The 22,529-nt window shown below is 63.0% G+C and carries 25 protein-coding genes and 1 pseudogene; 5 read left to right on the top strand and 21 right to left on the bottom strand.

From position 1 onward, the window contains the following. Positions 1 to 182 precede the first annotated feature (182 nt). The 5 genes from C8D95_RS20040 to C8D95_RS20020 form a co-directional block, all read right to left on the bottom strand. A complete protein-coding gene (locus tag C8D95_RS20040) occupies positions 183 to 977 on the bottom strand; it encodes a cation efflux transmembrane domain-containing protein (RefSeq protein WP_109760992.1) in 795 nt (264 codons plus the stop codon). Then, on the bottom strand, positions 978 to 1,163 hold the full coding sequence (locus tag C8D95_RS20035; protein ID WP_109760991.1) for a hypothetical protein: 186 nt from the start codon (positions 1,161 to 1,163) through the stop codon (positions 978 to 980). It abuts the gene before it with no gap. Between the two features lie 17 nt (positions 1,164 to 1,180). Then, positions 1,181 to 1,867 carry a substrate-binding periplasmic protein gene (locus C8D95_RS20030; RefSeq protein WP_211312662.1) on the bottom strand — a complete coding sequence of 229 codons (687 nt, stop codon included), beginning with the start codon at positions 1,865 to 1,867 and terminating at the stop codon, positions 1,181 to 1,183. A 375-nt stretch (positions 1,868 to 2,242) separates the two neighbouring features. Further along, positions 2,243 to 2,632, bottom strand: coding sequence for a response regulator (locus C8D95_RS20025; RefSeq protein ID WP_109760989.1), 390 nt, complete (start codon positions 2,630 to 2,632; stop codon positions 2,243 to 2,245). Positions 2,633 to 2,637: 5 nt separating this feature from the next. After that, positions 2,638 to 3,774, bottom strand: coding sequence for a sensor histidine kinase (locus tag C8D95_RS20020; RefSeq protein ID WP_170121497.1), 1,137 nt, complete (start codon positions 3,772 to 3,774; stop codon positions 2,638 to 2,640). Between the two features lie 637 nt (positions 3,775 to 4,411). Here C8D95_RS20020 and C8D95_RS20015 point away from each other — a divergent pair. Together C8D95_RS20015 and C8D95_RS22155 are read left to right on the top strand one after the other, a co-directional pair. Continuing rightward, entirely contained in the window at positions 4,412 to 4,822 is a 411-nt protein-coding gene (locus C8D95_RS20015) for a carboxymuconolactone decarboxylase family protein (RefSeq protein WP_206508337.1), read from the top strand. 144 nt (positions 4,823 to 4,966) lie between these two features. Then, the gene (locus C8D95_RS22155; RefSeq protein WP_170121496.1) at positions 4,967 to 5,116 is read left to right on the top strand and encodes a hypothetical protein; all 150 of its coding nucleotides are present in this window, start codon (positions 4,967 to 4,969) and stop codon (positions 5,114 to 5,116) included. Positions 5,117 to 5,286: 170 nt separating this feature from the next. Here the strand turns inward: C8D95_RS22155 and C8D95_RS20010 are convergent, their stop codons facing one another. The 6 genes from C8D95_RS20010 to C8D95_RS19985 form a co-directional block, all read right to left on the bottom strand. Continuing rightward, positions 5,287 to 6,318: an FUSC family protein gene (locus C8D95_RS20010; protein ID WP_109760986.1), complete on the bottom strand. Its 1,032-nt coding sequence runs from the start codon at positions 6,316 to 6,318 to the stop codon at positions 5,287 to 5,289. Positions 6,319 to 6,413: 95 nt separating this feature from the next. After that, positions 6,414 to 6,647, bottom strand: coding sequence for a c-type cytochrome (locus C8D95_RS20005; RefSeq protein WP_109760985.1), 234 nt, complete (start codon positions 6,645 to 6,647; stop codon positions 6,414 to 6,416). After that, the gene (locus C8D95_RS20000; RefSeq protein ID WP_241239693.1) at positions 6,560 to 8,254 is read right to left on the bottom strand and encodes a glucose/sorbosone family PQQ-dependent dehydrogenase; all 1,695 of its coding nucleotides are present in this window, start codon (positions 8,252 to 8,254) and stop codon (positions 6,560 to 6,562) included. The genes C8D95_RS20005 and C8D95_RS20000 overlap by 88 nt, the downstream gene beginning before the upstream one ends. A gap of 421 nt (positions 8,255 to 8,675) precedes the next feature. Beyond that, positions 8,676 to 9,125, bottom strand: coding sequence for an ester cyclase (locus C8D95_RS19995; protein WP_109760983.1), 450 nt, complete (start codon positions 9,123 to 9,125; stop codon positions 8,676 to 8,678). A 161-nt stretch (positions 9,126 to 9,286) separates the two neighbouring features. Continuing rightward, positions 9,287 to 9,790 carry an MBL fold metallo-hydrolase gene (locus C8D95_RS19990; protein ID WP_126918592.1) on the bottom strand — a complete coding sequence of 168 codons (504 nt, stop codon included), beginning with the start codon at positions 9,788 to 9,790 and terminating at the stop codon, positions 9,287 to 9,289. Further along, positions 9,787 to 10,116, bottom strand: coding sequence for an MBL fold metallo-hydrolase (locus tag C8D95_RS19985; RefSeq protein ID WP_109760981.1), 330 nt, complete (start codon positions 10,114 to 10,116; stop codon positions 9,787 to 9,789). Before C8D95_RS19985 ends, C8D95_RS19990 begins: the two co-directional genes overlap by 4 nt. 76 nt (positions 10,117 to 10,192) lie before the next feature. On the opposite strand from C8D95_RS19985, the gene C8D95_RS19980 reads away from it, so the two are divergent. Then, positions 10,193 to 10,789, top strand: coding sequence for a TetR/AcrR family transcriptional regulator (locus C8D95_RS19980; protein ID WP_206508338.1), 597 nt, complete (start codon positions 10,193 to 10,195; stop codon positions 10,787 to 10,789). Positions 10,790 to 10,919: 130 nt separating this feature from the next. Here C8D95_RS19980 and C8D95_RS19975 read toward each other — a convergent pair whose 3' ends face one another. The 10 genes and pseudogenes from C8D95_RS19975 to C8D95_RS19940 form a co-directional block, all read right to left on the bottom strand. Continuing rightward, positions 10,920 to 12,353 carry a sensor histidine kinase gene (locus tag C8D95_RS19975; RefSeq protein ID WP_109760979.1) on the bottom strand — a complete coding sequence of 478 codons (1,434 nt, stop codon included), beginning with the start codon at positions 12,351 to 12,353 and terminating at the stop codon, positions 10,920 to 10,922. Between the two features lie 11 nt (positions 12,354 to 12,364). Beyond that, on the bottom strand, positions 12,365 to 13,360 hold the full coding sequence (locus C8D95_RS19970) for an adenylate/guanylate cyclase domain-containing protein (protein WP_109760978.1): 996 nt from the start codon (positions 13,358 to 13,360) through the stop codon (positions 12,365 to 12,367). Then, on the bottom strand, positions 13,357 to 13,725 hold the full coding sequence (locus C8D95_RS19965; protein WP_241239694.1) for a group I truncated hemoglobin: 369 nt from the start codon (positions 13,723 to 13,725) through the stop codon (positions 13,357 to 13,359). The genes C8D95_RS19970 and C8D95_RS19965 overlap by 4 nt, the downstream gene beginning before the upstream one ends. A 130-nt stretch (positions 13,726 to 13,855) precedes the next feature. Next, positions 13,856 to 15,016: an FAD-dependent oxidoreductase gene (locus C8D95_RS19960; RefSeq protein ID WP_109760976.1), complete on the bottom strand. Its 1,161-nt coding sequence runs from the start codon at positions 15,014 to 15,016 to the stop codon at positions 13,856 to 13,858. Positions 15,017 to 15,028: 12 nt separating this feature from the next. Further along, positions 15,029 to 16,276, bottom strand: coding sequence for a flavin-containing monooxygenase (locus C8D95_RS19955; RefSeq protein WP_109760975.1), 1,248 nt, complete (start codon positions 16,274 to 16,276; stop codon positions 15,029 to 15,031). Between the two features lie 67 nt (positions 16,277 to 16,343). Then, entirely contained in the window at positions 16,344 to 16,919 is a 576-nt protein-coding gene (locus C8D95_RS19950; protein ID WP_109760974.1) for an OsmC family protein, read from the bottom strand. Between the two features lie 193 nt (positions 16,920 to 17,112). After that, a complete protein-coding gene (locus C8D95_RS22815; protein ID WP_277601023.1) occupies positions 17,113 to 17,244 on the bottom strand; it encodes a hypothetical protein in 132 nt (43 codons plus the stop codon). 183 nt (positions 17,245 to 17,427) lie between these two features. Continuing rightward, a complete protein-coding gene (locus tag C8D95_RS22620; protein WP_282957643.1) occupies positions 17,428 to 17,763 on the bottom strand; it encodes a glutaredoxin domain-containing protein in 336 nt (111 codons plus the stop codon). Between the two features lie 105 nt (positions 17,764 to 17,868). Further along, positions 17,869 to 18,897: pseudogene (cysK, locus tag C8D95_RS19945) on the bottom strand (cysteine synthase A); the annotation flags it as partial. Between the two features lie 143 nt (positions 18,898 to 19,040). Further along, positions 19,041 to 19,262 (bottom strand): YjiS-like domain-containing protein, encoded by a 222-nt coding sequence (locus C8D95_RS19940; protein ID WP_164721725.1) that lies wholly within the window; start codon positions 19,260 to 19,262, stop codon positions 19,041 to 19,043. A gap of 272 nt (positions 19,263 to 19,534) precedes the next feature. Between C8D95_RS19940 and C8D95_RS19935 the strand changes: the two genes are divergently transcribed. Continuing rightward, positions 19,535 to 21,751 (top strand): ATP-binding protein, encoded by a 2,217-nt coding sequence (locus C8D95_RS19935; RefSeq protein ID WP_109760971.1) that lies wholly within the window; start codon positions 19,535 to 19,537, stop codon positions 21,749 to 21,751. Then, entirely contained in the window at positions 21,748 to 22,467 is a 720-nt protein-coding gene (locus tag C8D95_RS19930; RefSeq protein WP_109760970.1) for a response regulator, read from the top strand. The genes C8D95_RS19935 and C8D95_RS19930 overlap by 4 nt, the downstream gene beginning before the upstream one ends. Positions 22,468 to 22,529: the final 62 nt, after the last annotated feature.

The raw sequence follows: 22,529 nt of genomic DNA, 5'->3' as shown, positions 1-22,529 counted from the left end.
GCGACACACTCATGAGCTCTCGAAGCTCCCTTTCTAGCGGAGCCTAACCGCCCGAGGATTTCATTCTCAACATATTTCAGGCGCCAACAAGGCGTCCGCCGACCCCGTCTGCACTAGGGACCGCCGAAGTGATTTCGAACAGCCGGGCGCCCCTACATCTTCCCTAAGCCGCCAAACACACCTTACCCGCTGCCTTGAACGGCATCCGCTCTCAGTCGAAGCGCTTGGAATGAACCATCAGGGGGTTTGACCCCCGTGCAGGGCACGATCGAGACGTCGTGCATGCGCCAGTGCAGATCGAGGAGCTCTGCCTCGAGTGCTTCGATGCGTTCGGGTGACACCGTAGCTTCGCGGGGAACGACATATATCGTGCCGGTGAGAAAGCGCCCCTCCTCGCGCAAACGTAGTCGGCTGTCGCGCACCCACGGCAGGCGGCGTATGTGACCTTCGGCTTCCTCAATCAGGGGACTGAACTCGTTGTCGTCGATCGTTCTCGGCATCTCGTCGCACAGGTCCCTGATGGCCGCGCCAGTGTGCTTGAAACCGTCGTGCAGCACGTCCAAGGCGATCACGATGGCGGCGGCCGCGTCAGCCCACCACCAGCCCATCCCGATGCCCAGGATGCCGACCACGGCCGCCGCTCCCGTCATCCAGTCGGCCTTGTTCATCAGGGCGTCGGCCCAAAGCGTCTTGTCGTGCAGCGTCCGTGCCGGCTCGACCTTCAGACGTCCGAAGATGACCGGCGGCACGACGCTGTAGACAAGCGCCGCGATCATCGCCCAGCCGAACCAGATCGTCATACCGAAGAGTTCGAAGCTGCCGATCGTCGGATGCTCTCTCTTGATCAGGGCGATGGAGGAATCGACCATCAGGAAAATCCCCACGCCGCCGAGGGCCACGGCGCTGATCAGGTAGGCGATCGACGTCACGCGGATGTAGCCCAGCGGGAAGCGCTCGTTCGGCTTCCATCCTTCGATCTAGGACGCGACAAGGAACGCGATGGGGGGCACGAAGCTCAGCATGTCCTCGATCCAGGCGGTCTTCATCGCCTGGCTGTTGCCGACCGTAAGATAGATCGCTGTCACGATCGTCGCGAGGACGACGATCCAGATGACCTCCAACCATCGGGCGCGGCGGAGGGCCTTCCGCTGTTCTTCCGGCATTCTGTGGATGGACCCGCTCATCGCTGGTTCGCGCGAAGACGCTCGTCCAGGTTGTTCGTATGACGACGGAGAAACCGCTCGATCTCCATCAGCCAGCCGTTTTCGCCCGGCCGCACTGCGACCACATGGTCCGCACGATGCAAGATGACGTCGACAGGCGTGAGTCCGAGCGCTTCAGCTTGCCAGCGCGGAACGGCTGCGAAGTTCACATCCTCGGACCACTCATCGACCGGGCGTCCGCCTTCGTCTACGACGAGCTCGGCGAGGGGCAGATGCTGCGGTACGAAGACCTGATCTCCCTGCGGTTTGGCATCGTCGGGAAGCTCGCCGCGCACGGCGAGGACGCTGTCCTCCTCGTAATAAACATAGCTGGGCGCAGCACCGGCAACTGGCATGACGTCCTTGCGATTGAAGCCCCCTATCGCGAGATCCACGCCACCCTGCTCAAGGCTCGAAAGGGCCGCGAAAGCATCGAGGCGTCGCCATACGATCCGTGCCCCGAACTCGTCCGCAAAGCCTTCGACAAGCTCCACTTCAACCCCGCTCAGTTCACCGTCGCGGTCCACGTCTGTCCAAGGCGGGTTGAGCGAGACGGCAACGGTCATCTCGCCGTCGGAAACGACAGATTTGAGCGTTCCCTCGGGATCACTTGGAAACTGGAGGTCGTCGCAGGCAGAGAGGGCTGGAATGAGCGCAAGGAGCACAATGAAACGACGAGGACCGCTCGTCTTACCTCGCGAACGAAGGGGAATTGTCCCCTGGACTGACGATGTCAGCTTGGTTGTCATATCTTAAGAGTTTTGACGCTGCTCCTCAGGGCGAAGAACGATTTCATGCTGTAACTCCTCCTCGAGCGTTGCGAACGTTCCAGCGAGCGCGCTCGACGCGAATTGGTGTCTAACAAGTGTCCGAACAGGCTTTCGCGACTTATGTTCCCACAAGCTCGCGCGAGGGCGGGGCAGGCGACCGCGATCGTGGGGCCGTTGCAAGCGGGTTGCTCAACACGTCGTCCATCGACTGTCCGCAAAACCAGGTGACATTGTTCGACACCTATGGGCGCAAAAGGACTGGTCACTGCTTTAGCGGAAGCTGGCGGAACGCAGCAGTTCGGCAAGCAGTGTCCGAAGCTTCGTCTCATCGACAGGTTTTCGGAGCATGGGAGCCTCGCTCAGAGCCCCGCTCAGATGATGGTGTTGATAAGCCGTCAGCACGAGGAAGGGACACTCCCTGTCGCGCAGCATGTCCGCTACGCGCTCGGAAGTTTCACCTCTCAGTTGAACGTCCAGGATAGACGCGTCCGGCCGCTCTTCCTCGATGAGGTCCAGTGCCGCCGACGTTGTCGCCACAGGACCGATAACTGTGCAGCGCCACCGCTCCAGAAGGTCCTTGAGATCGAGCGCGATCAGCCACTCGTCCTCTACGACGAGGATGCGCTGATCGGCGAGATCGTCGGTCTGGGAGTAGGTCATGGTCGTCAATCGTCCAACGGAATCTTCAAATGGTAACGCAAGCCTTGCGGCTGATAGTTCAGCTCCGCCTCGCCATCCAACGCATGGCCGACCACGTCTTCCAGAAGGCGCGTGCCGAAGCCCTTGCGCTCCGGCGGGGTAATCTCGGGCCCGTCCGCTTCTTCCCAGCTGATCACGAGCCGTTGGCGATCCGCGGCTGTTTCGTCGAGGCGCCAGGCGAGATGCACCACCCCGCCCGACACCGAGAGCGCTCCATACTTCGCAGCGTTCGTCGCCAGTTCGTGCAGGGCCAAGCCGAACATCCGCGCCTGTCTCGCCGACATCCGCACCGGAGGTCCATCGATCGTGATCTTTTCCGGGCTCTCGTGCCGATGCGGCTCAAGGATCTCCTGCGCGAGGATCATCGGATCCGTGTGGTTCTCACTCCTCTCGAACACCAACCCTTCGGCCGTTGCGAGCGCGTGAAGGCGAGCGATGAAGGCGCTACGAAACCCCTCTTCGCTGCCGTCCTTCGAAGTGGTCTGCGACGCAAGCGCGCGAACGAGGCCGAGCAGGTTTCTCACTCGGTGCCCGAGTTCCCGCGCAAGCAACTCGTGATCGAGGGCGGAGCGCCGAAGCTCGTCATGCGTCCGCACCCGGTCGATACCAGCCGCGAGCAGGTTGGCATAGGTGCGCAGGAAGGCGACGTCGTCATCACCGAAGTCGCGCGGTTCACGGGCATCAACCTCGAGAACTCCGAAGGCTTCTCCCTCTCCGGCGATGATGACGTTGACCATACTTCTTACGCCGTGGTGACGCAGGACGGCAGGCGTCTCGAAGCGCTCCTCCAGGTCCAGGTCCGGCGACACTACCGGCTGAGCGGCCCGGAGAGCGTATCCGCCGGGCGAGTGTTCGTGGTCTCCGAGCGTCTCCCGTCCGACGACGCCCGGCTTCCAGTTCACGCCGGCTCGAATGAGCATTTCGCCGCGCTCCGGGAGATGCTCGAGCACCTTCACCAGGTGGACGTCCAGCGCGCTCGAAACCAGTTCGCAGGCGCGGCCAAGAAGGTCGTCGATGTCGTCACATTGGAACGCGAACAGCCCGAAGTCAGCAAGCGCCGCGCGCTGCAGTTTCAGCTTCTCTTCGACATCTGACACCGACACCCCGGTTCCACCCCGACAATTTTGAAGTGACACATCAGTTCAATGTGACCGGTTCCGTTTTGTTCCGCTTCGCACTCAGGCACCGAAATAGCCCGCTTCATGGTGGTGCTTGGCCCGGATTTCGTCGAGCGCCGGGTCAACTACATCCGCAGCCTGGCGGATGGAACGTTGGCAAGCACCGTCATCTGCGGCACGAAGGCGGGTCTTTCTTGAAACCCTGGAAGGTATTCACGGACAGCTGTCGCTGACACCCGCCCGAGTCGCCGCCGGCACTGCTAGAGGAATCTGCCTTGAGACGGGATCGGTCCCGACCCACGCTCGCCCGATGACGAAACACAGCCTCATCAGGTACTTCGACCCGTCAGCCACGAGACCATCCGCTATTGGTGGCACCGGTAGCTGACCTCGGGGCCGACTGTACCGCCGGTCAAGTTTTAACGGAGACAACTGCTTGAAGCGTAACCGCTGCATGCCCCTAAATCATTGACAAGTATAGACGTTATTCGGACTGAGATTGGCGGACCAAGGGTGGACTAGGTTCCGGGGGCGGCTTGATCCAGAAAGTAGCCAGCCCCGGACGCGCTGTCCGGCGGCCTCACCCAAGCAAATCTGGAGAACAGAAATGAAGACATTCGTCATGGCCGCCGTCGTCGCGGTGGCCGCCTTCTCGGCACCCGTTTCCGCGCAGGAAACCACCGCCGAAACCTATTCCGAGATCAAGGAGGCCTTCGGCTTCGTGCCGACCTTCATGCAGGAGTACCCCGAGCACGGCATCCGCGGCGCTTGGATCATGACCCGCGACATGGAGTTCAGCGACCAGACCGAGCTCTCGCCCAAGGTCAAAGCACTCATCAATATCGCCGTGGGCGCGCAGATCCCCTGTCAGTACTGCGTCTTCGCCGACACGGAGGCCGCCCGTGCGGCCGGTGCGACCGAAGGCGAGATCAAGGAAGCCGTGGGCCAGGCGGCGCTGACGCGCCACTGGTCGACGATCATCAATGGCCTGCAGATCGACTTCGATCAGTTCAAGGAGGAGATGGGCGGCTAACAGCCGCGGTCGGCCTGGAAAACGGAGTAAGCGGACCCTCTCCATATAGTGAGGGGGCCCGCTGCACCGAAAGCTTCGGAAGGGACAATAGGCGAGGCGAAAGCCCGTGGATCCTCAAGAGACGTTTGAGTCCGCAAGGCAAACTTGCGGGCGCTCGCCGCGTTTGAACAGCCGCTCAAATGTGTGGTGGTTGCGCTCGGCGCGTGCAGCACGCTGTGCATCGTGCGGGGCTGGCAGTTGGCGACGACGGTTGCGCATCTCCCGTTTTGTCTGATCTGGTTTTTTTTTGCGTGACGCTGACTGTAACTCGGTTGCAAGTGGTCGCTGCGCACTCACATGCCGCCGCTTGGATCGGCATGGCGCCCACAACAGCGAGACCCGTCGCTTCTGTCAGCGGACCGCTTGGCGACCTCACGCGGGTCGTACGCTCCGGGCGGCATTGTCATGCTGTGGTGAGGTCTCGTTCAGTTGTGCGCCCGTTGGCGGTCCTGATCCTCCAACGTGTCGACCAATGCGCCCAGCGATGACCGAAGCTCCTTAAGTCCGAATGTGAGCGCGAGCCGAGCGCCGACGGCTTCCGTATCCTGGTCGGAATCGATGGAGCGCTCGGTCAGACTCTGAAGTGTTCGGTCGATGCTGTTCAGTAGCTTGCGCGGATTATCGCTGCCGGTGAGGATTCGATCGAGGGCCTCACTTAAATCCTTGCGGACGTCGCGCACCTGCTTGTCCATGTCGTGGAGAACGCTTCGGTCTCGCGAGAGAGCGTCGTCCGCCCGGTCCACGATGATCGTCGCGTTATAGAGACGGCGCACAGCCGCAAGCCTCTCGTCTTCTCGATCGCCACGAACCCGTGTGTAGGAATCTGCCTCTCGAGCGAGCGCCATCTCCCGATCGTAACGCGGCGCGATCTCTTTCGCTTCCGCCTTTCCATGACCGGCTGCCGTTGCCACAGCATCGTCCGTGCGGTCTCTCACTGCCCGAAGAACACGGTGGAAGTGTTTCTCGCGTCGGGTGCGTGAGCGCTCTGGCCACACCACGAGGGAAACCAAAATCCCCAGGCCCGCACCAAAGGCGATTGCGGTGGCTCTGCTCACGGCGGTCTGGAAAGGATCGACCTCTGATGCGAGGGAAATGCCCACGGCCGCGACGAGTCCGTAGGTCCAGTCGGATCGGAAAGACGCAAGTCCGCTGACCAGAAAGACGGACAAGGCGAGAGCAAGCGTTTTGCCGACCTCATAGGGCAGCGCCAGCAAGGTCACGAGCCCGGCGGTGGTACCCACCAGTGTGGCGACCAGCCGGGCGCCGGCGGATCTGGCGGTGCCTCCGATGCTGGGCTGAAGAATGAATACGGCGCTCAACACACCCACAAATATTTCCGATAGCCCCATCAGCCGCATCAGAAGAAAGGTCGAAGCTGCCGCGACGGCGCCCTGAAGCGCCGCTCGAGCTGCGTCCTTCCAAGCATCTGGACGGGATGACGTCAGGATCTTCGGCATTTGTCGTTGCAACCGATCAACACCTCGAACCGTCTGCGCAGAGAAGTGACGTGAGCCGCGGTCAGAGCGTCACCTTCCGGATCTCAGCGGGCCGCTTACCGAACCTCGCGCACCTGATCGGTCGTGAGAGCGCCGTAATCGTTGCCCCAAGAGTTGCGAATATAAGTGCCGATTTCGGCGATGTCGTTGTTGGTGAGACGGTCACCGAAGGCTGGCATGTAACCGAAGCCGTGAACGGTCGTCATGGCGAGGAATTCGTCGTCGGCCAGCTTCTCGTTCTCGGCCAGCACGGCACCGGCGCCGCCGCGGCCGGCGGGACCGTGGCACATCGCGCAGTTCTGAGCATACAGCGGCGCGCGCCGAGCGCGGCGACCGCCGGGATATGGGCCTCTTCGGTCACGGAGACGGCATCCGCAGCCGAGGCTTCGGGACGTTCGGACATGTCGTCTTCGGTCGCAGCGGCTGTTCCCGCCTCGGTGCCGCCGGTGGCCGGATCTTCCCATTCCTGTGGCGCCCCGCCCTCTCTTGCCCCGCCAAGGACCTCGCCGACCGTCGACGGGCCTGCGGCGAAGCTGAGTCCGCCGCCGCCATTTTCGGCGTAGGTGAACATCAGGATTGCGCCTGGATTGTGCAGCACCGAAGTGTTGAGCCCTTCACCGAACTTCTGGGCTGCCGAGCCGAAGGCGTCGGTGGCCAGAAAGACGGTCCGGTTGTCGGGCGCGACCAGCACGTCGCGATATCGGTTCTGTGTGGACAGCCAGGCCTCCGGCGGGCCTTCCGCTTTGGTGCCGTCGTCGGACATGTGCTGGACGTACAGCGTACCGTGCTTGAGCGTCGGGATCAGCACAGAGTTGTCCCATTCCGGGATGCCATCCTCGCCAGCCTGATAGGGTAGCACCGACGAAGGCGCGATGGTCGGGTCGCAGATGTAGCCGCAGACATCGCCGATCGGATAGTCGTCGTCGACCGTCCAGTAGGTCGCCAGCGGCGGCACCAGCTTGCCCGGAAATTCGCTTTCCTGAAATTGCGGCACAGTGTCGGGCAGCGGATCGGTGTTTGGGGTGACATCGTCGGGCGCTTCGGCCCAGTCGATGAAACGATAGTTCCTGTCGTCGATGTTGCCCGCGACCCAAGGCCAGCCGTAATTGCCGCCCGGAATGATGAGGTTCAGTTCGTCATCGGTTGCCGGGCCGTGTTCGGTTTCGTAGAGCTTGCCGTCAAAGCCGAAAGCCAAACCCTGCGGGTTGCGGTGGCCGAACGAGTAGACGTGGCTGCGGACGCCGTCGATCTCGGGGTTGTCCTCGGGGATCGTGCCGTCGGGATTGAGGCGCAGGATCTTGCCGGAATAGGTGCGCCAGTTCTCGCTATCGACCTCGTCCTGCGTGGGCAGCGTCAGGGCCAGGTTCTCGCGCCGCTGGTTGCGGCCGAAATTGGCACCCTGGTCGCCGATGGAATAGTAGATCTTCCCGTCCGGTCCAAAAACGACACGACCGGCATTGTGGTCATTCCAGGCGGGCAGCCCCCTGATGAGCGGCATCGGCTCGACCAGCTGCTGGAGATCCTGGTTGTAGGTGTAGCGCACGATCTGCGCCGAGGGGTCAGGGTCTTCCTCTGTGCCATTGTTGATCGTGTAGGAAATGTAGATGTAGTCGTTGCCCGTGCCCTGCAGCAGCTCGGGATGCAACGCCATGCCCAGAAGGCCTTCGTGCTGCGGTCCGCTGTAGACATCCTCGAGCGCCAGGAGCACCTGCTGGGCGCCGGTGATGGGATCGACGCGCGTCACCTCGCCGCTGGTACGCTCCGTCAGCCAGATCATGTCGTCCGGACCCCAGTTCAGTGCCCAAGGATCGCTGAGGTCGGTCGTCAGCACGCGGGACGAGAAAAGCGAATTGTTGCCGGTCTCGACGTCGACTGGAAGCACCTGCGCGGCGGCCATTCCGGTTCCAAGGAGCAATGCAGCGACAAGAGTGCCACCAGCGCGCGATGCTCTGATTGCTTGATCGTGCCCAAACTGAACGCTGCATCGTACCATGTTCACCTCTCTGGAATCGTGTGTTGGCGGCGAGCGAATGCCCTCCGAAATTGTGACGCCGTTTCACCGTTAACTTGTCGCGTCCGGCACGGTTCCAACCTTCGCCTGGGGTCTTGCGTATGCGACCTGAGTTATAGCGGAGCGGTGTCCTGCCTACGCGGCATGGTCGAATAGATCTCCTGCACGCGGCAGCGGCCGCACGGCTTCAGTCGGCGGCACGGGCGCAAGGCGCGGTCCCGCGCCAGATTTGTATTTGCGCAGCACATGTTCAGTTCCTTTTTTTCAGAGGCGAGCCCGGCGGGTGCAGGCCGGGCTCGCCTAGGTGTCAGGCCGCTACGGCCCGACCCTTGCCCAACTGCGAAACCAACAGTGGTTCGTTGATGGTCAACCAGGTTTCGGCGATCTTGCCTTCCTCCATCCGGTAGAGCGCGACGCCATCGAAGACGACGCGGGTGCTGTCAGGCGCGATGCCCTGGAACTCGCCCGAATGGGTCGCCCAGATCTCCCAATGCGCCGAGACGAAGTCCTCGGTCGCGATGGTCTTCAAGGTCAAGAACGTCATGTCGCTGAAGGACTCGCGGAAGATGCGGAAGAACGCCTTGTAGCTCTCGCGGTCGTTGAACTCGCCGTTCGGAAACCCCGGGAAACCGTGGCATACGATGTGGGGGACGACGGTCTCGTCGATCACATCGACATCGTCGATGTTCGCCGAATGCGTGCCGGCGAGGAAGCGGGCGACAGTCGCCTTGTTGGTCTCGATAATGGTGTTCGTCATGACTTTTCTCCTTGGTTGATTTGAGGTGGTGAGTGCCGGCGGTCCCCGCGTAAGCAGTTGCGATGAACCGGCGTGGGAGCGGTGAAACCTTGCCGTCAGAATTACCGGGCTTGGACGCGCTCCCAGTCGCGCCCATGTCGAGCCGATAAGGGGACTGCGGCTCAGGCGAGGATGGCCTCGACCTGGGCAGCGATTTGCTGTGTGACGGCCTCGGTCGTTCCGCGCCCATAGGCGCTTCGGACGATGTCCGTCAGGGTGTCCAGCCGATGCGAGACGGGCAGATGGCCCGAGAGCACATGCGCGGGGTCGAGCGCTTCCAGGGCTCCCAGCATCCGGCCGAGCGATGCTCGGTCCATTTCTGCAAGCCAGGGCGCATCCACGCTCGACCAGGCGACGAGGCCTTCGCGCAGCCCGTCCTCGGGGATCTCCTCGATGGTTTCGACACTGCCGGGCAACAGGGCGCCGAAGGCGTCGGCGGCAAAGAAGACGCGGTCGGTCTCGTCGAAGAAGCCCATCGTCTCGGGCGCGTCGTAATAGGGCGGTTTGACCTGATGCAGGCGCCGACTGCGGACCTCGAACACTTCGCCGGGCTCCAGCAGGCGCATCCGCGAAGGATCGCCCACTCCCATCATCCCCATCTTTCCCGCACCGAGGAAGTTGGTCACCACCCTGGCGTTCGGCGCGATTGCGAGGCGCGGTCGAGATTGCCGATGTGGTCGGCGTCGGTGTGGCTCAGCCAGATCCAGCGCAGGTCTTCGGGGTCGATCTCGGCGCCGAGGTGCTCGATCATCGCGTCCGACAGGGCGCCAAGTCCTGTGTCGACGAGGACCGGCTCGCGCCCCTTCAGAAGAAACGCATTGATCGGCAGGGCGCCAAGGCCTGGCACGGGCAGCCAGGATGGCAGCGCGGTCCAGGCGTCGGTCACGGGCTGCGCGTGCTGTTGGACGGGTTCGGTGATCGGTGTCATGTTGGCCTCACTTTCAGTGAACATCAATGTTCACCTGAAGTGTCGGATAGGCGATTCAGATCCACTTGTCAATCATTCGATGATCAGCCATGTTCATCGAATGACAGGACAGAAGCGCCCCTACCGCCTGCGCGAGCGCGCCAAGTCGCAGGAAGAAACGCGACAAAAGATCGTCGAAGCCACGATGCATCTGCACGAAGAGATCGGCCCGCGCGCCACGACCATCAGCGCGATTGCCGAACGTTCCGGCGTGCAGCGGCTGACGGTCTATCGGCACTTTCCCGACGAGACTGCGGTCTTCCAGGCCTGCACGTCGCACTGGCTGTCGCTCAATCCGCCGCCCGAATCTGCCGAATGGTCCGGTCTCGAGGACCCGAGGGCGCGTTTCGAGGCAGCCGTCGCGGCGTTCTACGCCTACTTTTCGCGTACCCGCCGCATGTGGACCGTGTCCTACGAGGACGTCGCGCATGTCCCGGCCTTGCAGGGCCCGATGGCGGAGTTCGCCGCCTATCTCGATGGCGTCTCGAAGGGGTTGCTCGCTGCCTTCGACGGGGCGGCGGACATGCACCATATCGCGCCAACTGTTCGCCACGCGCTGCGCTTTCAGACCTGGGCGAACCTCGAAGATCAGGGGCTGGACGACCGCGGCAAGGTTGCCTTGGTGTCTCATTGGCTATGCTGCCCCGAGCGAGGCTGAGTCCGGCGCTCAAGTCCCTGACGCTCGTCGAGAGCCGCGCGACGGCGACCAGGCTCATTCGACCGCGCGATGGGATCATCGCTGTGCTGTGCTGGGTGGTGTCAGGGACGCCTCGGCGACAGCCGCCAGCCTAGGCGGGATCGGGAGCGACAGGAAGATCCACGACGAAGGCAGCGCCGCGATCCCTCTCGGCTTCAAGGTCGATCGACCCTCCATGTGCCAGCACGATGCGGTGCGACAGCGCCAGACCCAGTCCAGTGCCCTCGCCGGCCTCCTTCGTGGTGAACAGGGGATCGAAGACCTGAGCAGCGATCTCGCGAGGAATACCCGGACCATCGTCCACCACGCGGATACGGACGTGTCCGTCGATACTGCAAGCCGTTACGTCGACTCGCGATCCGGTGCCGGATGCGGTGATGGCCTGCACCGCATTCATCACAAGGTTCATCAGCACCTGGACCACCTGCACTTCGTCGACCAGCAGGTCGGGCAGATCCGGTTGCAGATCGATGTCCACATTGATCTCCGGCTCATCCATTTCGGCGCGAAATGCCTCGACAGCGCCCTGGACCAGGCGCGCGGTCCCCACCCTTGCTACGGACAGCGGCCGGTCTCGCACCATGGAGAGGAAGGTCCTGACGATACGCACACATCTTTCGGCTGAAGCCGTCAGCTTCTCGACCCGCGGTATCAACGAGGTGTCCAAATCCTCTTCAAGAAGCAGATGTGCGTTGCCGACGACGACGGACAGAGGATTGTTCAGCTCATGAGCGATTCCGGCAAGCAACTCGCCAAGGGCAGACATCTTCTCGAACTGGAAGATCTTCTTCTTTTGACGCTCGATCTCGGCTTCCGCGGCGAGCCTCTCGGTCAGATCCTCCAGGCTGGCGACGATCACGTCCTCTCCGCGGTAGTCGATGAGCCGTGCCGAGAGGAGCGCGGGAAACTCGCTGCCATCCCCGCGGCGCGCCGTGATGTGCATGTCGTCGACGCGCGCCGTCGGGAGGAGTTGCGTGATGAAGTCGGCCCGATCCTCGCGATTGGCGAAATGTTCGAGGCTGTTGAACCCCTTGCCAAGAAGATCCGTCGCGGCGGGCGACCGGTAGAGTACGCGTCCGTCTCCGATGCGAGACATGATCAGGCAGACCGGGCAAGCGAGAAGGACCTTGGACATCAGTTCTTCGAGTTCGCTCGCGACCTTGTCCTCGCGGCCTCCCTCGGCGAGCCGGCGAAGCACAAGCGCAAAGCCGTCGCCCGACACCTCCACCAGCTCCGGCCGCCATTCCTCGCCGGCGAGCCCGATCTGGAGTTCGGACAATAGATCGGTGCGCCCGAGATAGCGCTCCTCGATGATCCGCAGGCTGACGGCCGCAGCTTCACTCAGCAACCCGACGCGGACGCATTCCGTGAGAAAGACATTCCATGGCGTGCCCGTTGAAAGATAGGGAGAGACGACGGAGAAGGCCTTGCGGAACGATGGATTGACGGTCACGAGCTGGGAGTCAGCATCGAAGATGCCAATCGGTTCCGAGGCCAACGCAACTGCTTCTTCGATGCCGGTCATGGCGCCGACAGTCACTCGGTTGCGCTTTGCAGGATGCGGAGCCCGTCACCTTTGTCGATCACCGCGAAGCCCTCGCCGAGAAGCGCCGCGGTCGAAAGGTCGGTGGCTACCGTCATCGTCTCGGCGCTGCGGCGCACCTTGTTGGCAGTGGTCACGGCCGGCCCGAAGACGTCGTAGACATACTTCTGCACCCCGACCACCGAGCCGATCACCGACCCGCTGGCGATACCGATCCGGATCGGCCATTTCATCTGGTGCGTCTCGTTACGCCGGCGGATGAAGCGCAGGAACCGCACTGCGGTGCCGGCGATTGCCGCGGCATGATCGCCGACGGGGTCGGGAACGCCGGCAACGGCGATGTAGCTGTCGCCCATCGTCCGGATCCGCTCGCAACCGAACTGCTGGCCGATCCGGTCGAATGCGGTGAAGATGTCGTTGAGGTCCGCCACGACGGAGGCGGGGTCGTTCGCTGCGAGCAAGTCGGCGAAGCCTTGGAAGTCCACCGAAATGACCGACACGGAGTCGAACGTTCTCGGCACGACTGCACCGAACGAACGGAACTCTTCATAGGCCGAGCGGGGCATGAGGTTCAGCAAGAGCTTCTCGACCTGCTCCTTTTCGCGCCGGATCTCGTGCGTATTTCTCTCGACCATCATGGCGTAGGAATCGATCATCGATTCCAACTCCTTGATCCGGCTTATGTTCTGACAAACGAGCACGGCGAGGTTTTGCTCTTCGAGGGCCCGGTTGAACTCGATGGCCACCGTCATGGATCTGCGGCCCGACTTGAAGGTGACTTCGACGGTGTGGCGGCCTTCCGTCCGAAGCTTCTCAAGTGCCGCCATCACGTCGAGAGTGCCGACTATGACCGCGCCGTCACCTCTGTCCGCGCCGAACCATTCGCTGAAGGTGTCATTGGCGAAACGCACGGCGCCGGTCGTCACGTCGACCAGCGCGACGCCCACTCCGATGGCCCGGAGAAGCTGCTCGTTGATAGCTTCGATCATGCGTCTTCTGCCTCGACCAGGACCTGGCGTCGGGCTTCGATGCCCTCCAGCAACTCGGCCACGTGATCGGGCGCGATACCGGATTCTTCCAGCGTCTGGGCGACCAGCTCCTTCAGCCGGTCGAAATGGCTGTTGTGGATCCCCAGCCCCCGGTGTGCCCCGCGGAGATGCGCGTCGGTGAAGGCCGCCGGTCCACCCATGAGCGAGGCCACGAACTTGGTCTGGTGGTCGATCAGACGCGGCATGTCGACGTCCTCGAAGAACGGGCCGATGTCATTGTCATCGAGGATGTGGTCGTACAGTCGGATGACGATGCGGCTGACCGTGCCGAAGCCGCCATAGTGTTGATAGAGAGTCTCGGACATCAGCGTCGCCTCCGGATGCCGGGCGAAATGGATCAGGAACAGGTCGATCGCTACCCTTGACCGGCGTCAGCCGGACCGCGCATCAAACGCTTCTCACCACCGACGAGTTTCCGCGCAAGTTCCATTGAATTCAAGCCGCAATGGCCTTGAGCGAAAAGCGATCCTGCATCCAGGCCTGTTCGTCGCGCATCGCCGCACTGAGCCATAGGAACAGGTCGCGGACTTCCGTCACGGGCATATCGAAGGCGGCGAGCCTGTCAGTCAGGGTCCAGATGTCCTTGGTCACGGCATCGCGCGCCGCGGCGAAATCCGACAGTGCCTGATCGGTTCCCGATGCAGCCGCCCGCGCCAGAACTTCGGCGTCGCGAAAGGCGTCGGTCATGCCATGTGCGGTCACCGGATCCCTGAAATAGCCCGCATCGCCCACGAGGGCCCACCCTGGACCCGCTGCCTGGTGCATCCGGCCGACGTGACCGCCGAACACCTTGGGCACACCGACGATCTCTGCGTCGTTCATCATGACGCCCAACTCTGCGTTGGTCTCGCTCGCGAGGTGCCGAAGCGCCTCGGTTTCGGTCATGGTGGCGCGGAGTCCTCTGAAGCTCTCGGGCCTGACCGAGGCGATGACACAACTCTGCCCGCCGTTCGTCGGCAGAACGCCCACCGAAAGTCCCTTGGCGAAGAAGGCATGGTTGTCGGCCAGGGGCATTCCCCGGACATATGCATAGATGTGGGTCAGCGCGTTGATGCCCTGCCTGGTGACGGGTGCACCGAGACGCCGGGCAACGGTCGACCTGAGCCCGTCGGCGCCGACCACCAGCCCGGCCGAGACGTCGTACGTCCGGCCCAGAGGATCGGACAGAATGACACCCGTCACCCTCCCCGATCCCTCTCGCAAGACGTCCCGGAAGGCACAGCGGTAGCGGAGTTCCGCGCCGGCCTCGGCGGCGGCCTCGGCGAGAACCCGGTCGGTGATGTGCCGGCGCGTGCCCATCATACCCGGCACACCGTTCATCGGGCGCAGATCGACCGGGATCACTTCGTCTCCGAAATGGAAGGTCGACCGCCCGATCCAGGGGGTATCGTGAGCCATCAGTCTCTGGGCAACCCCCCACCTTTCAAGCTGCATGACGGCGCCGCGGGTCATCGCGTGCGAGGACAGCGTGTCGGTCCCGGCTTCGTCGCGATCTACGCAGAGAACACTCATTCCCTGTTTCGCCATCAGCATGGCAACGGAGGCTCCGGCGCAGCGTGCGCCGATGACCACGGCGTCAAATGTTTCGGATCTCATGTCTCTGTCTCCTCAAGCGACTTTGGGCATGGCTTCGGCCCCCAGGTGCCAGACGACCTGCGTTACGATGTCCTGCGCGTCTGCGCCGACACCGTCGATGAAGGTTGAGTTCCGGCGGCGCATGAACGGCAGCCCCAGCGCGTAGAGCCCCGGCACGGAGGTCACGCCGCCGCTATGGCGAAGCTCGCCCGCGGCATCGAGGACCGGCAGTTTCAGCCAGGGATAGCTCCGTCGGAAGCCCGTCGCCCAGACCACTGTGCGGATACCTGCTGCGTCGAGGTCCAGGGAACCCTTTGTGCCGGCGACGAAGCGAGGCGGACGGGGCCGCTCGTCTCGTGGCGCCTCCGTGCCGGAGCGCGAAATCCAGTCGTCGATACGAGCGAGGAGGTCGGCGCGACGGCGGTCGGCGCGTGCAATCTGCTCGGACAGGTCGCCGGAAAGGCTCACACGGCCGTCCTCTCCGCCGATGACGCGTGAAACGGGAAGCACGTTCATGCGAACGAGCGAGTCCAGAGATATGTCGCGTCCGGTCGTGGAGCCGACCAGCTGGAGCGAAGGTTGTTCCAGCGCGCGCTTTTCATCGAGCGTATGCGGACGCGGCTCGGAAAGGATGCCCGACGCGTCGAGCCATTCCATCACGTCGCGCCCGCGCCACCGACGTGGCGTCGGGGCGTGGCGGCCGACGGATATCGTGACGTCGTGACCGGCGAGACGAAGCTCCTCGGCGAGTTGCAGGCCCGTCGCGGACGCGCCGACCACAAGCACCCCGCCGGACGCGATCTGGTCCGGGTGGCGATAGTCGCGGGTCGTGATCTGTTCGATGCGGGTCGCGATGCGAGCCGACCAGTCGGGCCGGTTCGGAACGTCGCAGGCTCCTGTCGCGACAATGACCGCGCGCGCACGGAAGGCGCCCGCACCGCTCTCGACCAGGAAGCCATCGCCTGACGGCGTGACGGCCCGTACCGGCGCATCGGTCACAACCGGTGCATTCGAAACCCGCGCGTAGCGTTCGAGAAACGCGGCGACCTCGTCGCGCCGCATGAAGCCGTTCGGGTCGTCGCCGTCGTAGGCATGACCCGGCAGGCGAGTCATCCAGTTGGGGGTCAGCAGTCTCAACGACGACCAACGCTCGTTGTGCCAGCGGTCGGCCACATGCCCGCGCTCCAGCACGACATGGTCGATGCCCCTGTGGCCAAGGCAACGGCTGGCGGCGAGGCCTGCCTGGCCCGCGCCTATGACAATGACGTCGGTAACTTGCATGGAACCGGCTTTCCTGGGGTTGAGGATATGGCGGGCGATCCTGGCGGACCGCCCTGTCACGCCGAGGTCAGGCAACCTCGACGGTGACGTCGGTGCCGTTCGACAGCATGTCGAAAACCGCCGAGCGAGCCACCGACTGCTGCACGACGGCAGCAAGTTTCGTCGCGTCGGCAGAGCCTTCCACGGTGACCTTCACGCGGATGGCGTTGAATCCGTTCCGCACCGTGTCGTTCAGACCCAGCAGACCGCGCAGGTCGATGTCGCCCTCGACCGAGGTGCGAACCGACGTGAGCTCGATCTGGCGGGCCGAGGCGATGTTCCCGATGCCTGCGGTGATGCACGCGGCGAGTCCCGTCAGCAGGTACTCGACCGGCGTCGGAGCGTTGTCGGCACCGCAGAGAACGGCGGGGTGGTCGGCTTCAACGACGAACTCTTTGGAATGGCTCTGTTCGCCGCCTGCGCCGAAGTAGCCGTTGACGGTACCGCGGCTGTGCGTACCGGAAATCCATTCACCCTTGGCGCGAAACTGAAACTTCGCCGCCTCGGGGTTGTCACCGACGAAGGCAACGGTGCCAATAAGCGTCGGCACGTCGACGCCGTTCATGGCGACTTTCTCGGGGCGGGTCATGGTAGCGGTGGTCATCTTGTCTTCTCCTGTGTGTGTAACTGCGGGGCCTAGTGCCACCGCACCCAGGCGTATGACGCCGCAAGGTTTCAGTTTTCGGTCTTGCCCCCGGCCTTAGCGTGTCAGTGGTTTCAGCCTCGTACCGGCAGCCAAACAAAAGGCCCGCCGGAGTTGGCGGGCCAGTCGGGGGTCGGAGGAGGTCGGCTTGAATTCAGCTCTGCGAACTGCGATCGAACTTGCCGTTGTCCCAGAAGTGCTTGACGTCGGTCCAGGTGTTGCCGCGGCGGGCGATGTGGGTCTCGAAGCCGGGGCCATAGCTGGGCCGGTTCTTCCTTTTGATCATCGGTCTGCTCCTTGTGACTGATTGCGTCTGAAGGCCACGTCGCGTGGTCCTGTCATCGCTATGCCCAAGCGTCGTTTCGATCTTGCGTCTGCGGCGGGATCAGAACGTTTCATTGGTTTCAGCCGCGCAGGCTCCAATAAAAAAGGCCCGCAGTGGCGGGCCTTCTCGGAGCTGTGGCGAAGATCATCGGGGATGCAGCCACTTCGGCAGATAGCCATAGGCGTTCTGCCCCGCCGTCGTCACCGCAATCTGGTGCTCGGCGAGCATCTCCGCCAGGCGCCCCGAGTTGTATGCATCGAAGGTCTCGGTCGCGCCGCCAATGTGTTCCCCTGCCACGAAGACTTGCGGGATGGTGGGAGAGCCGCAAATCTCGCGCAGGGCGGCGCGGATGCGCCCGCCCCGGTTGTCGGTTCTGTAGGCTGCCGAGTCGAGGTCGACCGAGAGGTATTCGATCCCGCTCTCCTTGAACATTCGGCGGACGGACCAGCAGAACTCGCACCATTCAAGCGCGTACAGCACGACAGGTGCCGACGTGACCGTCTCGCGCACCTCGGCCAAGGCCTCCGCATCGGCGCTCGTGGCCGCAGGCACAGGTGCTGGTGCCGCGGCGATGTCGAAACGGCTGCTGGGCGTCGATCTCGATAGCGCGATCTCGTCCTCGGTCATTTCCTCCGGAACGTCGGCAAACAGCGGTGTCGACAAGTAGCGCTCGCCCGTATCGGGCAGCATCGCCAGGATCTTCGATCCCTTTGGCGCGGTCCTGGCGATCGTCATGGCGGCGGCGAAGGTCGCACCCCCGGTGATGCCCACGAAGATCCCCTCCTTTTGGGCCAACTCTCGCGAGTACCGCATCGCGTCATCGCCCGTGACCGGCGCAAAGGCGTCGATCCTGCCTGCAGCCAGCGCCTCATTCGCTATTTGCGAGATGAAGTCGGGAGACCAGCCCTGCATGAGATGCGGCCGGAAGCCGGGATGGCTTTCGGCGGCGGATCCGTCCGCGTTGAAGGGCTGGACATGACCCGAGGCCATGATCGGCGAGTTGTCCGGCTCGGCCGCGACGATCCTGGTCTTCGGGCTCAGTTTCTTCAACCCGCGCGAAACGCCGCTGATCGTGCCGCCGGTGCCGAAGCCCGATACGAAGTAATCAAGTCTGTCGGCACCGAAGACATGCAGGATCTCGCGCGCGGTGGTCCGCTCGTGGACATCCGCGTTCGCAGGGTTTTCGAACTGCCGCGCGAGGAACCAGCCGTGGGTCTCCGCAAGCTCGCGCGCCTTGCGGACCATGCCGGTGCCCTTCTCGGATGCCGGCGTCAAGACGACCCTTGCCCCCAGGAAGCGCATCATCTTCCGACGCTCGATCGAAAAGCTCTCGGCCATGGTCACGACCAACGGGTAACCCTTCTGCGCGCAGACAAGCGCCAGCCCGATGCCGGTATTGCCGCTGGTCGCTTCGACGACGGTTTGGCCGGGTTTCAGCGATCCGTCGCGCTCGGCCGCTTCGATGATGGCGAGCGCAAGGCGGTCCTTGACCGACCCGCCCGGGTTCGCCGCCTCGAGCTTTACGAACATCTCGGCTCCGTCGGGCGCAAGGTGGTTGATACGGATAACCGGTGTGTTGCCTATCGTATCGAGGATGGAATTATTGATGTTCATGAGAATTGCTTTCAGGACGAGGCATGTGTGCAGGACGCCGGGTCAGGCATCCTGCACAAAGCGGTGGAAGTTGGTGCCGCGCAGGCTATCGCGCCATCGCGTGTCGGGCGGGCCCGAAATGCGCTTACGCTCTCGAAAGGAGATTACCACGTCAGGCGCGCCTTGTGCAGCAGGTCGACGGCCGGGTCGCGGCGGTTGGGCGGCAGCCCGATGTCGCGCATCAGGCGGTCGTCCAGGCCCTTCAGATGGAGCTTGGCGCGCTGTGCTTCCCGATGGTCGCGCCAGCGCAGGGCCAGTTCCGAAAGGGTCCCGTGCAAGCCCGGCAAGCGTCTTGGTTTCGCGGCACTTACTGTCATTGTCGTCATCGTCTTTCCCTCAGTTCTTGGCCACCTCGCGGCCATCGTGTTTCCGATGCATCCTTTCTGAGGGCACGATGTTGCAGTCGGTTGTCCGAAACCGAGGATCCCTGTTTCAATTGATGAGGGAGAAGAAATTCGAGTCTGGAAGACGTATTCGCTGCGTTCTCAGGCCCCTCGACAGAAATTCTTGAGCGCGGGGGACCGGAAGCCGTTACAATTGAAACATTCGCGGCAGGATCAGAAATCACGTTGAAACAGGGAGGACTTAGCGTGCACCCATGACAAGTGAGCCGGACCTTTCCTCACTCTCGCCCGACGTGCTGGCGGACGCATTCGAGTCGCTGGCGGAAGGCGTCGCCGTCTACGACAGGGACGAACGGCTTGTTTTCTACAACCAGCGCTACAAACAACTTCTGGGGCCGGTTGGCGACCTGGTCCGGCCCGGGCTGCATTGGCGCGACCTGATCCAAGGGTGCGTGGAACGCGGAGTTGTCGCGCCCGAGCATGAAAGCGGCGAAGATTGGGAGACGGTTTCGGAACAGTTCCGCGACACCCACGCCCAGAAAACCGAGATTCGGCAGCAGAACGGGCGCTACTTCGAAGTCTCGTATCACCCGACACGGTCCGGGGGCTTCCTCGTCACCCGCTCGGACGTGACCGACCGGTACAAGGCCGAACAACTGGCCGACGACCGCGCCACCCTTCTGGCCTCAATCCTCGACGCCAATCCGATCCCGGTCTGCATGGCGCGGCTGGACGACGGCAAGGTCGTCTACATGTCCAAGGCCGCGCGCGAAATGATGGGCGAGGCAGAGTACGCCATAGACTTCTACTTCGATCAGTCCCGACGTGAAGAGTATGTTGCGCTTTTGAAGGAGCATGGAAAGGTCGAGGACTTCCTTTCCCGCGCGCGCAGCATCGACGGCTCCCCTCTTTCCGTCTCGCTCTCCGGCGTAGTGACCGAGTTCGGAGGCGAAATATGCGTGGTCTCGTCGATCACCGATCTGACCGAGGTGCTGGAACGCGAGGCCCTGATCCGACAGGTTGTCGAGGCGTTCCCGGCGCCCGTCCTGATGAATCGCGCTGATACCGGTGAGATCATCTACCGCAGCCCCGAACTGGTCGATATGCTCGGTCCGTCGCTCAACGCTTGCGATTTCTACGTCGACGTAAAGGACCGCGCCGGCTTTCTGGCTGCGCTCCGGCGGGACGATGCGGTCCTGGACTACCGGGTCCGGCTCAAGAACGCCGAAGGCACGCCCTTCTTCGCTGCGGTCTCGGGTCGCCTGACGGAGTGGAACGGGGAAGAAGTCCTTGTCACCTTCTTGCGTGATCTCACGCATCTTCTCGAGATCGAGACCGAGTTGGACCGCCGCCGGGATCAGACTTTCCAGAACGAGAAGATGATGGCGCTAGGAGGACTCATGGCGGGCGTCGCGCACGAACTGAACAACCCACTTTCAGTGGTGGTTGGTCACGCCATGATGCTTCAGGACGAAGGACTGGAACCGGACATCCTTCGAAAGACGCGCAAGATCTCGGAAGCCGCTGAGCGCTGCTCGAAAATCGTGAAGACGTTCCTCAGCATGGCGCGTCAAGCGCCGACCCGGATGGAGGAGACCGACGTAGGTGAGGTTATCGAGACCGCCGTCGAAGTCTCGAGCTACGGCGACGCGCTCTATGCGGTGACGATCGTCACGCGGCGCGACCCCGCCGCACAGCCCATATGGGCCGATCCCGACCAGCTGACGCAGTTGATCATCAATCTTGTCCTCAATTCAGCACAAGCCATCGCGGAAACCGGCCGGCCGGGACATATCTGGGTGACGTCGGAGGCAACAGGCGACGGCGGCACGCGGATCACCGTCGCCGATGACGGGCCAGGCGTGCCCGAGCAGATCGCCGCCCGGGTCTTCGAACCGTTCTTCACCACCAAGGGAGTTGGGAAGGGGACAGGCATAGGGCTAGCCATGAGCCACCGGATCGTCGCGGCTCATGGTGGCGAGATCTCTGTCGGGGCGCGCGAAGGTGGAGGTGCGAAATTCGTGGTGACGCTGCCCCGCAATGCAGCTTCGTTCAGAAGCGGCGATAGCGTCGAACCGACGCCCTGGGCAGGTTCGACCAGACGCGTCCTCGTCATTGACGATGAACCAGAAGTCGCTGATCTGAACGCCGAGATACTGCAGCGCGCCGGCTACGAAGTCGATGCTGTCTACGAAGCGAGGAAAGGGCTCGAGCTTCTGCGGGAACGCACGTACGACGCCATCCTCAGCGACCTCAACATGCCTGACGTGGATGGACGCGGCGTTTTTGAAGGCATCGCGGCTATCCGTCCCGAACTGGCCAGCCGTATCGGCTTTCTTACCGGAGACACCATGGGCAAACGCTCGCAGTCCTTTCTGAGCGAGGTCGAGCAGCCGTACATCGAGAAACCGGTTTTGCCCAAGGAACTCCGCGCGTTCGTCTCGCGCCTTATCAGGAGTGCGCCGACATGAGCCAGCCACTCATCCTCGTTTGCGACGACGAGCGTGATCTGCGCGAGATGCTGCAGGAATATCTCATCAAGCGCGGCTTCCGCGTCGCATTGGCCGCCGACGCCAACGCCCTCCGCGAGGCGATAGAGGCAGAGCCTCCCGACCTGATCCTCCTCGACATAAACATGCCTGACGAAGACGGCCTTACCGCGCTTCGTGCGCTCCGGGTCTCGGAAGACGTGCCCGTGGTGATGCTGACGGCGGCCGGCGAGACGGTGGACCGGATTATCGGTCTCGAGATGGGAGCAGACGACTATCTTGGAAAGCCGTTTGACCTGCGCGAACTGGAAGCACGGATCAAGGCGGTCCTTCGCCGCCGTTCCAATGGTGCTGGCGCGGCTCCGGCCGAGTCCTTCGGCTCTGCCAGGCGGACCGTGCCGTTCGGCGACTTTACCCTCGATCTCGACGGAGCCAGGATGATCGATGGTGAGGGGCAAGAGCTCCCCCTGACTGCCATGGAGTTCAGGCTCTTGAAGCTTTTCGCCGAAAACCGTGGACGCGTTCTGAACCGCGACCAGATCCTGGAACAGGCGCACGACCGATCTTGGGATCCCTTCGACCGCAGCATAGACATCCGCATCTCGCGGCTACGGCGCAAGATTGAACGCAACCCGCAGAAGCCGAGCCTTATCCGCACCGTGCGCGGTATCGGGTATGTTTTCGACCCTGGCCCCTAGGTCCCGCGAACGTTCCGGGTCCTGTCAAAGTAACCTGATTTGAGATGGTGCGGCGATCGCGT

This window comes from Silicimonas algicola, from assembly GCF_003148765.1.
In the GTDB taxonomy this organism is placed as follows: domain Bacteria; phylum Pseudomonadota; class Alphaproteobacteria; order Rhodobacterales; family Rhodobacteraceae; genus Silicimonas; species Silicimonas algicola.
The sequence above is the reverse complement of the archived record's forward strand: the minus strand, read 5'-3'. Positions and strand labels throughout refer to the sequence as shown.

Bases quoted from the DNA above. Each gene is read 5' to 3' on its own strand.
- C8D95_RS20000 (WP_241239693.1), bottom strand. From the start codon at position 8,254: ATGGCCGCCGCGCAGGTGCTTCCAGTCGACGTCGAGACCGGCAACAAT.
- C8D95_RS20025 (WP_109760989.1), bottom strand. From the start codon at position 2,632: ATGACCTACTCCCAGACCGACGATCTCGCCGATCAGCGCATCCTCGTC.
- C8D95_RS19960 (WP_109760976.1), bottom strand. From the start codon at position 15,016: ATGAGATCCGAAACATTTGACGCCGTGGTCATCGGCGCACGCTGCGCC.
- C8D95_RS19955 (WP_109760975.1), bottom strand. From the start codon at position 16,276: ATGCAAGTTACCGACGTCATTGTCATAGGCGCGGGCCAGGCAGGCCTC.
- C8D95_RS19970 (WP_109760978.1), bottom strand. From the start codon at position 13,360: ATGATCGAAGCTATCAACGAGCAGCTTCTCCGGGCCATCGGAGTGGGC.
- C8D95_RS19995 (WP_109760983.1), bottom strand. From the start codon at position 9,125: ATGACGAACACCATTATCGAGACCAACAAGGCGACTGTCGCCCGCTTC.
- C8D95_RS20035 (WP_109760991.1), bottom strand. From the start codon at position 1,163: ATGCCGGAAGAACAGCGGAAGGCCCTCCGCCGCGCCCGATGGTTGGAG.
- C8D95_RS20015 (WP_206508337.1), top strand. From the start codon at position 4,412: ATGGCCGCCGTCGTCGCGGTGGCCGCCTTCTCGGCACCCGTTTCCGCG.
- C8D95_RS20010 (WP_109760986.1), bottom strand. From the start codon at position 6,318: ATGCCGAAGATCCTGACGTCATCCCGTCCAGATGCTTGGAAGGACGCA.
- C8D95_RS19935 (WP_109760971.1), top strand. From the start codon at position 19,535: ATGACAAGTGAGCCGGACCTTTCCTCACTCTCGCCCGACGTGCTGGCG.
- C8D95_RS19965 (WP_241239694.1), bottom strand. From the start codon at position 13,725: ATGTCCGAGACTCTCTATCAACACTATGGCGGCTTCGGCACGGTCAGC.
- C8D95_RS22815 (WP_277601023.1), bottom strand. From the start codon at position 17,244: ATGATCAAAAGGAAGAACCGGCCCAGCTATGGCCCCGGCTTCGAGACC.
- C8D95_RS19950 (WP_109760974.1), bottom strand. From the start codon at position 16,919: ATGACCACCGCTACCATGACCCGCCCCGAGAAAGTCGCCATGAACGGC.
- C8D95_RS19975 (WP_109760979.1), bottom strand. From the start codon at position 12,353: ATGACCGGCATCGAAGAAGCAGTTGCGTTGGCCTCGGAACCGATTGGC.
- C8D95_RS19930 (WP_109760970.1), top strand. From the start codon at position 21,748: ATGAGCCAGCCACTCATCCTCGTTTGCGACGACGAGCGTGATCTGCGC.
- C8D95_RS20005 (WP_109760985.1), bottom strand. From the start codon at position 6,647: ATGTGCCACGGTCCCGCCGGCCGCGGCGGCGCCGGTGCCGTGCTGGCC.
- C8D95_RS19985 (WP_109760981.1), bottom strand. From the start codon at position 10,116: ATGTTCACTGAAAGTGAGGCCAACATGACACCGATCACCGAACCCGTC.
- C8D95_RS19940 (WP_164721725.1), bottom strand. From the start codon at position 19,262: ATGACGACAATGACAGTAAGTGCCGCGAAACCAAGACGCTTGCCGGGC.
- C8D95_RS19980 (WP_206508338.1), top strand. From the start codon at position 10,193: ATGACAGGACAGAAGCGCCCCTACCGCCTGCGCGAGCGCGCCAAGTCG.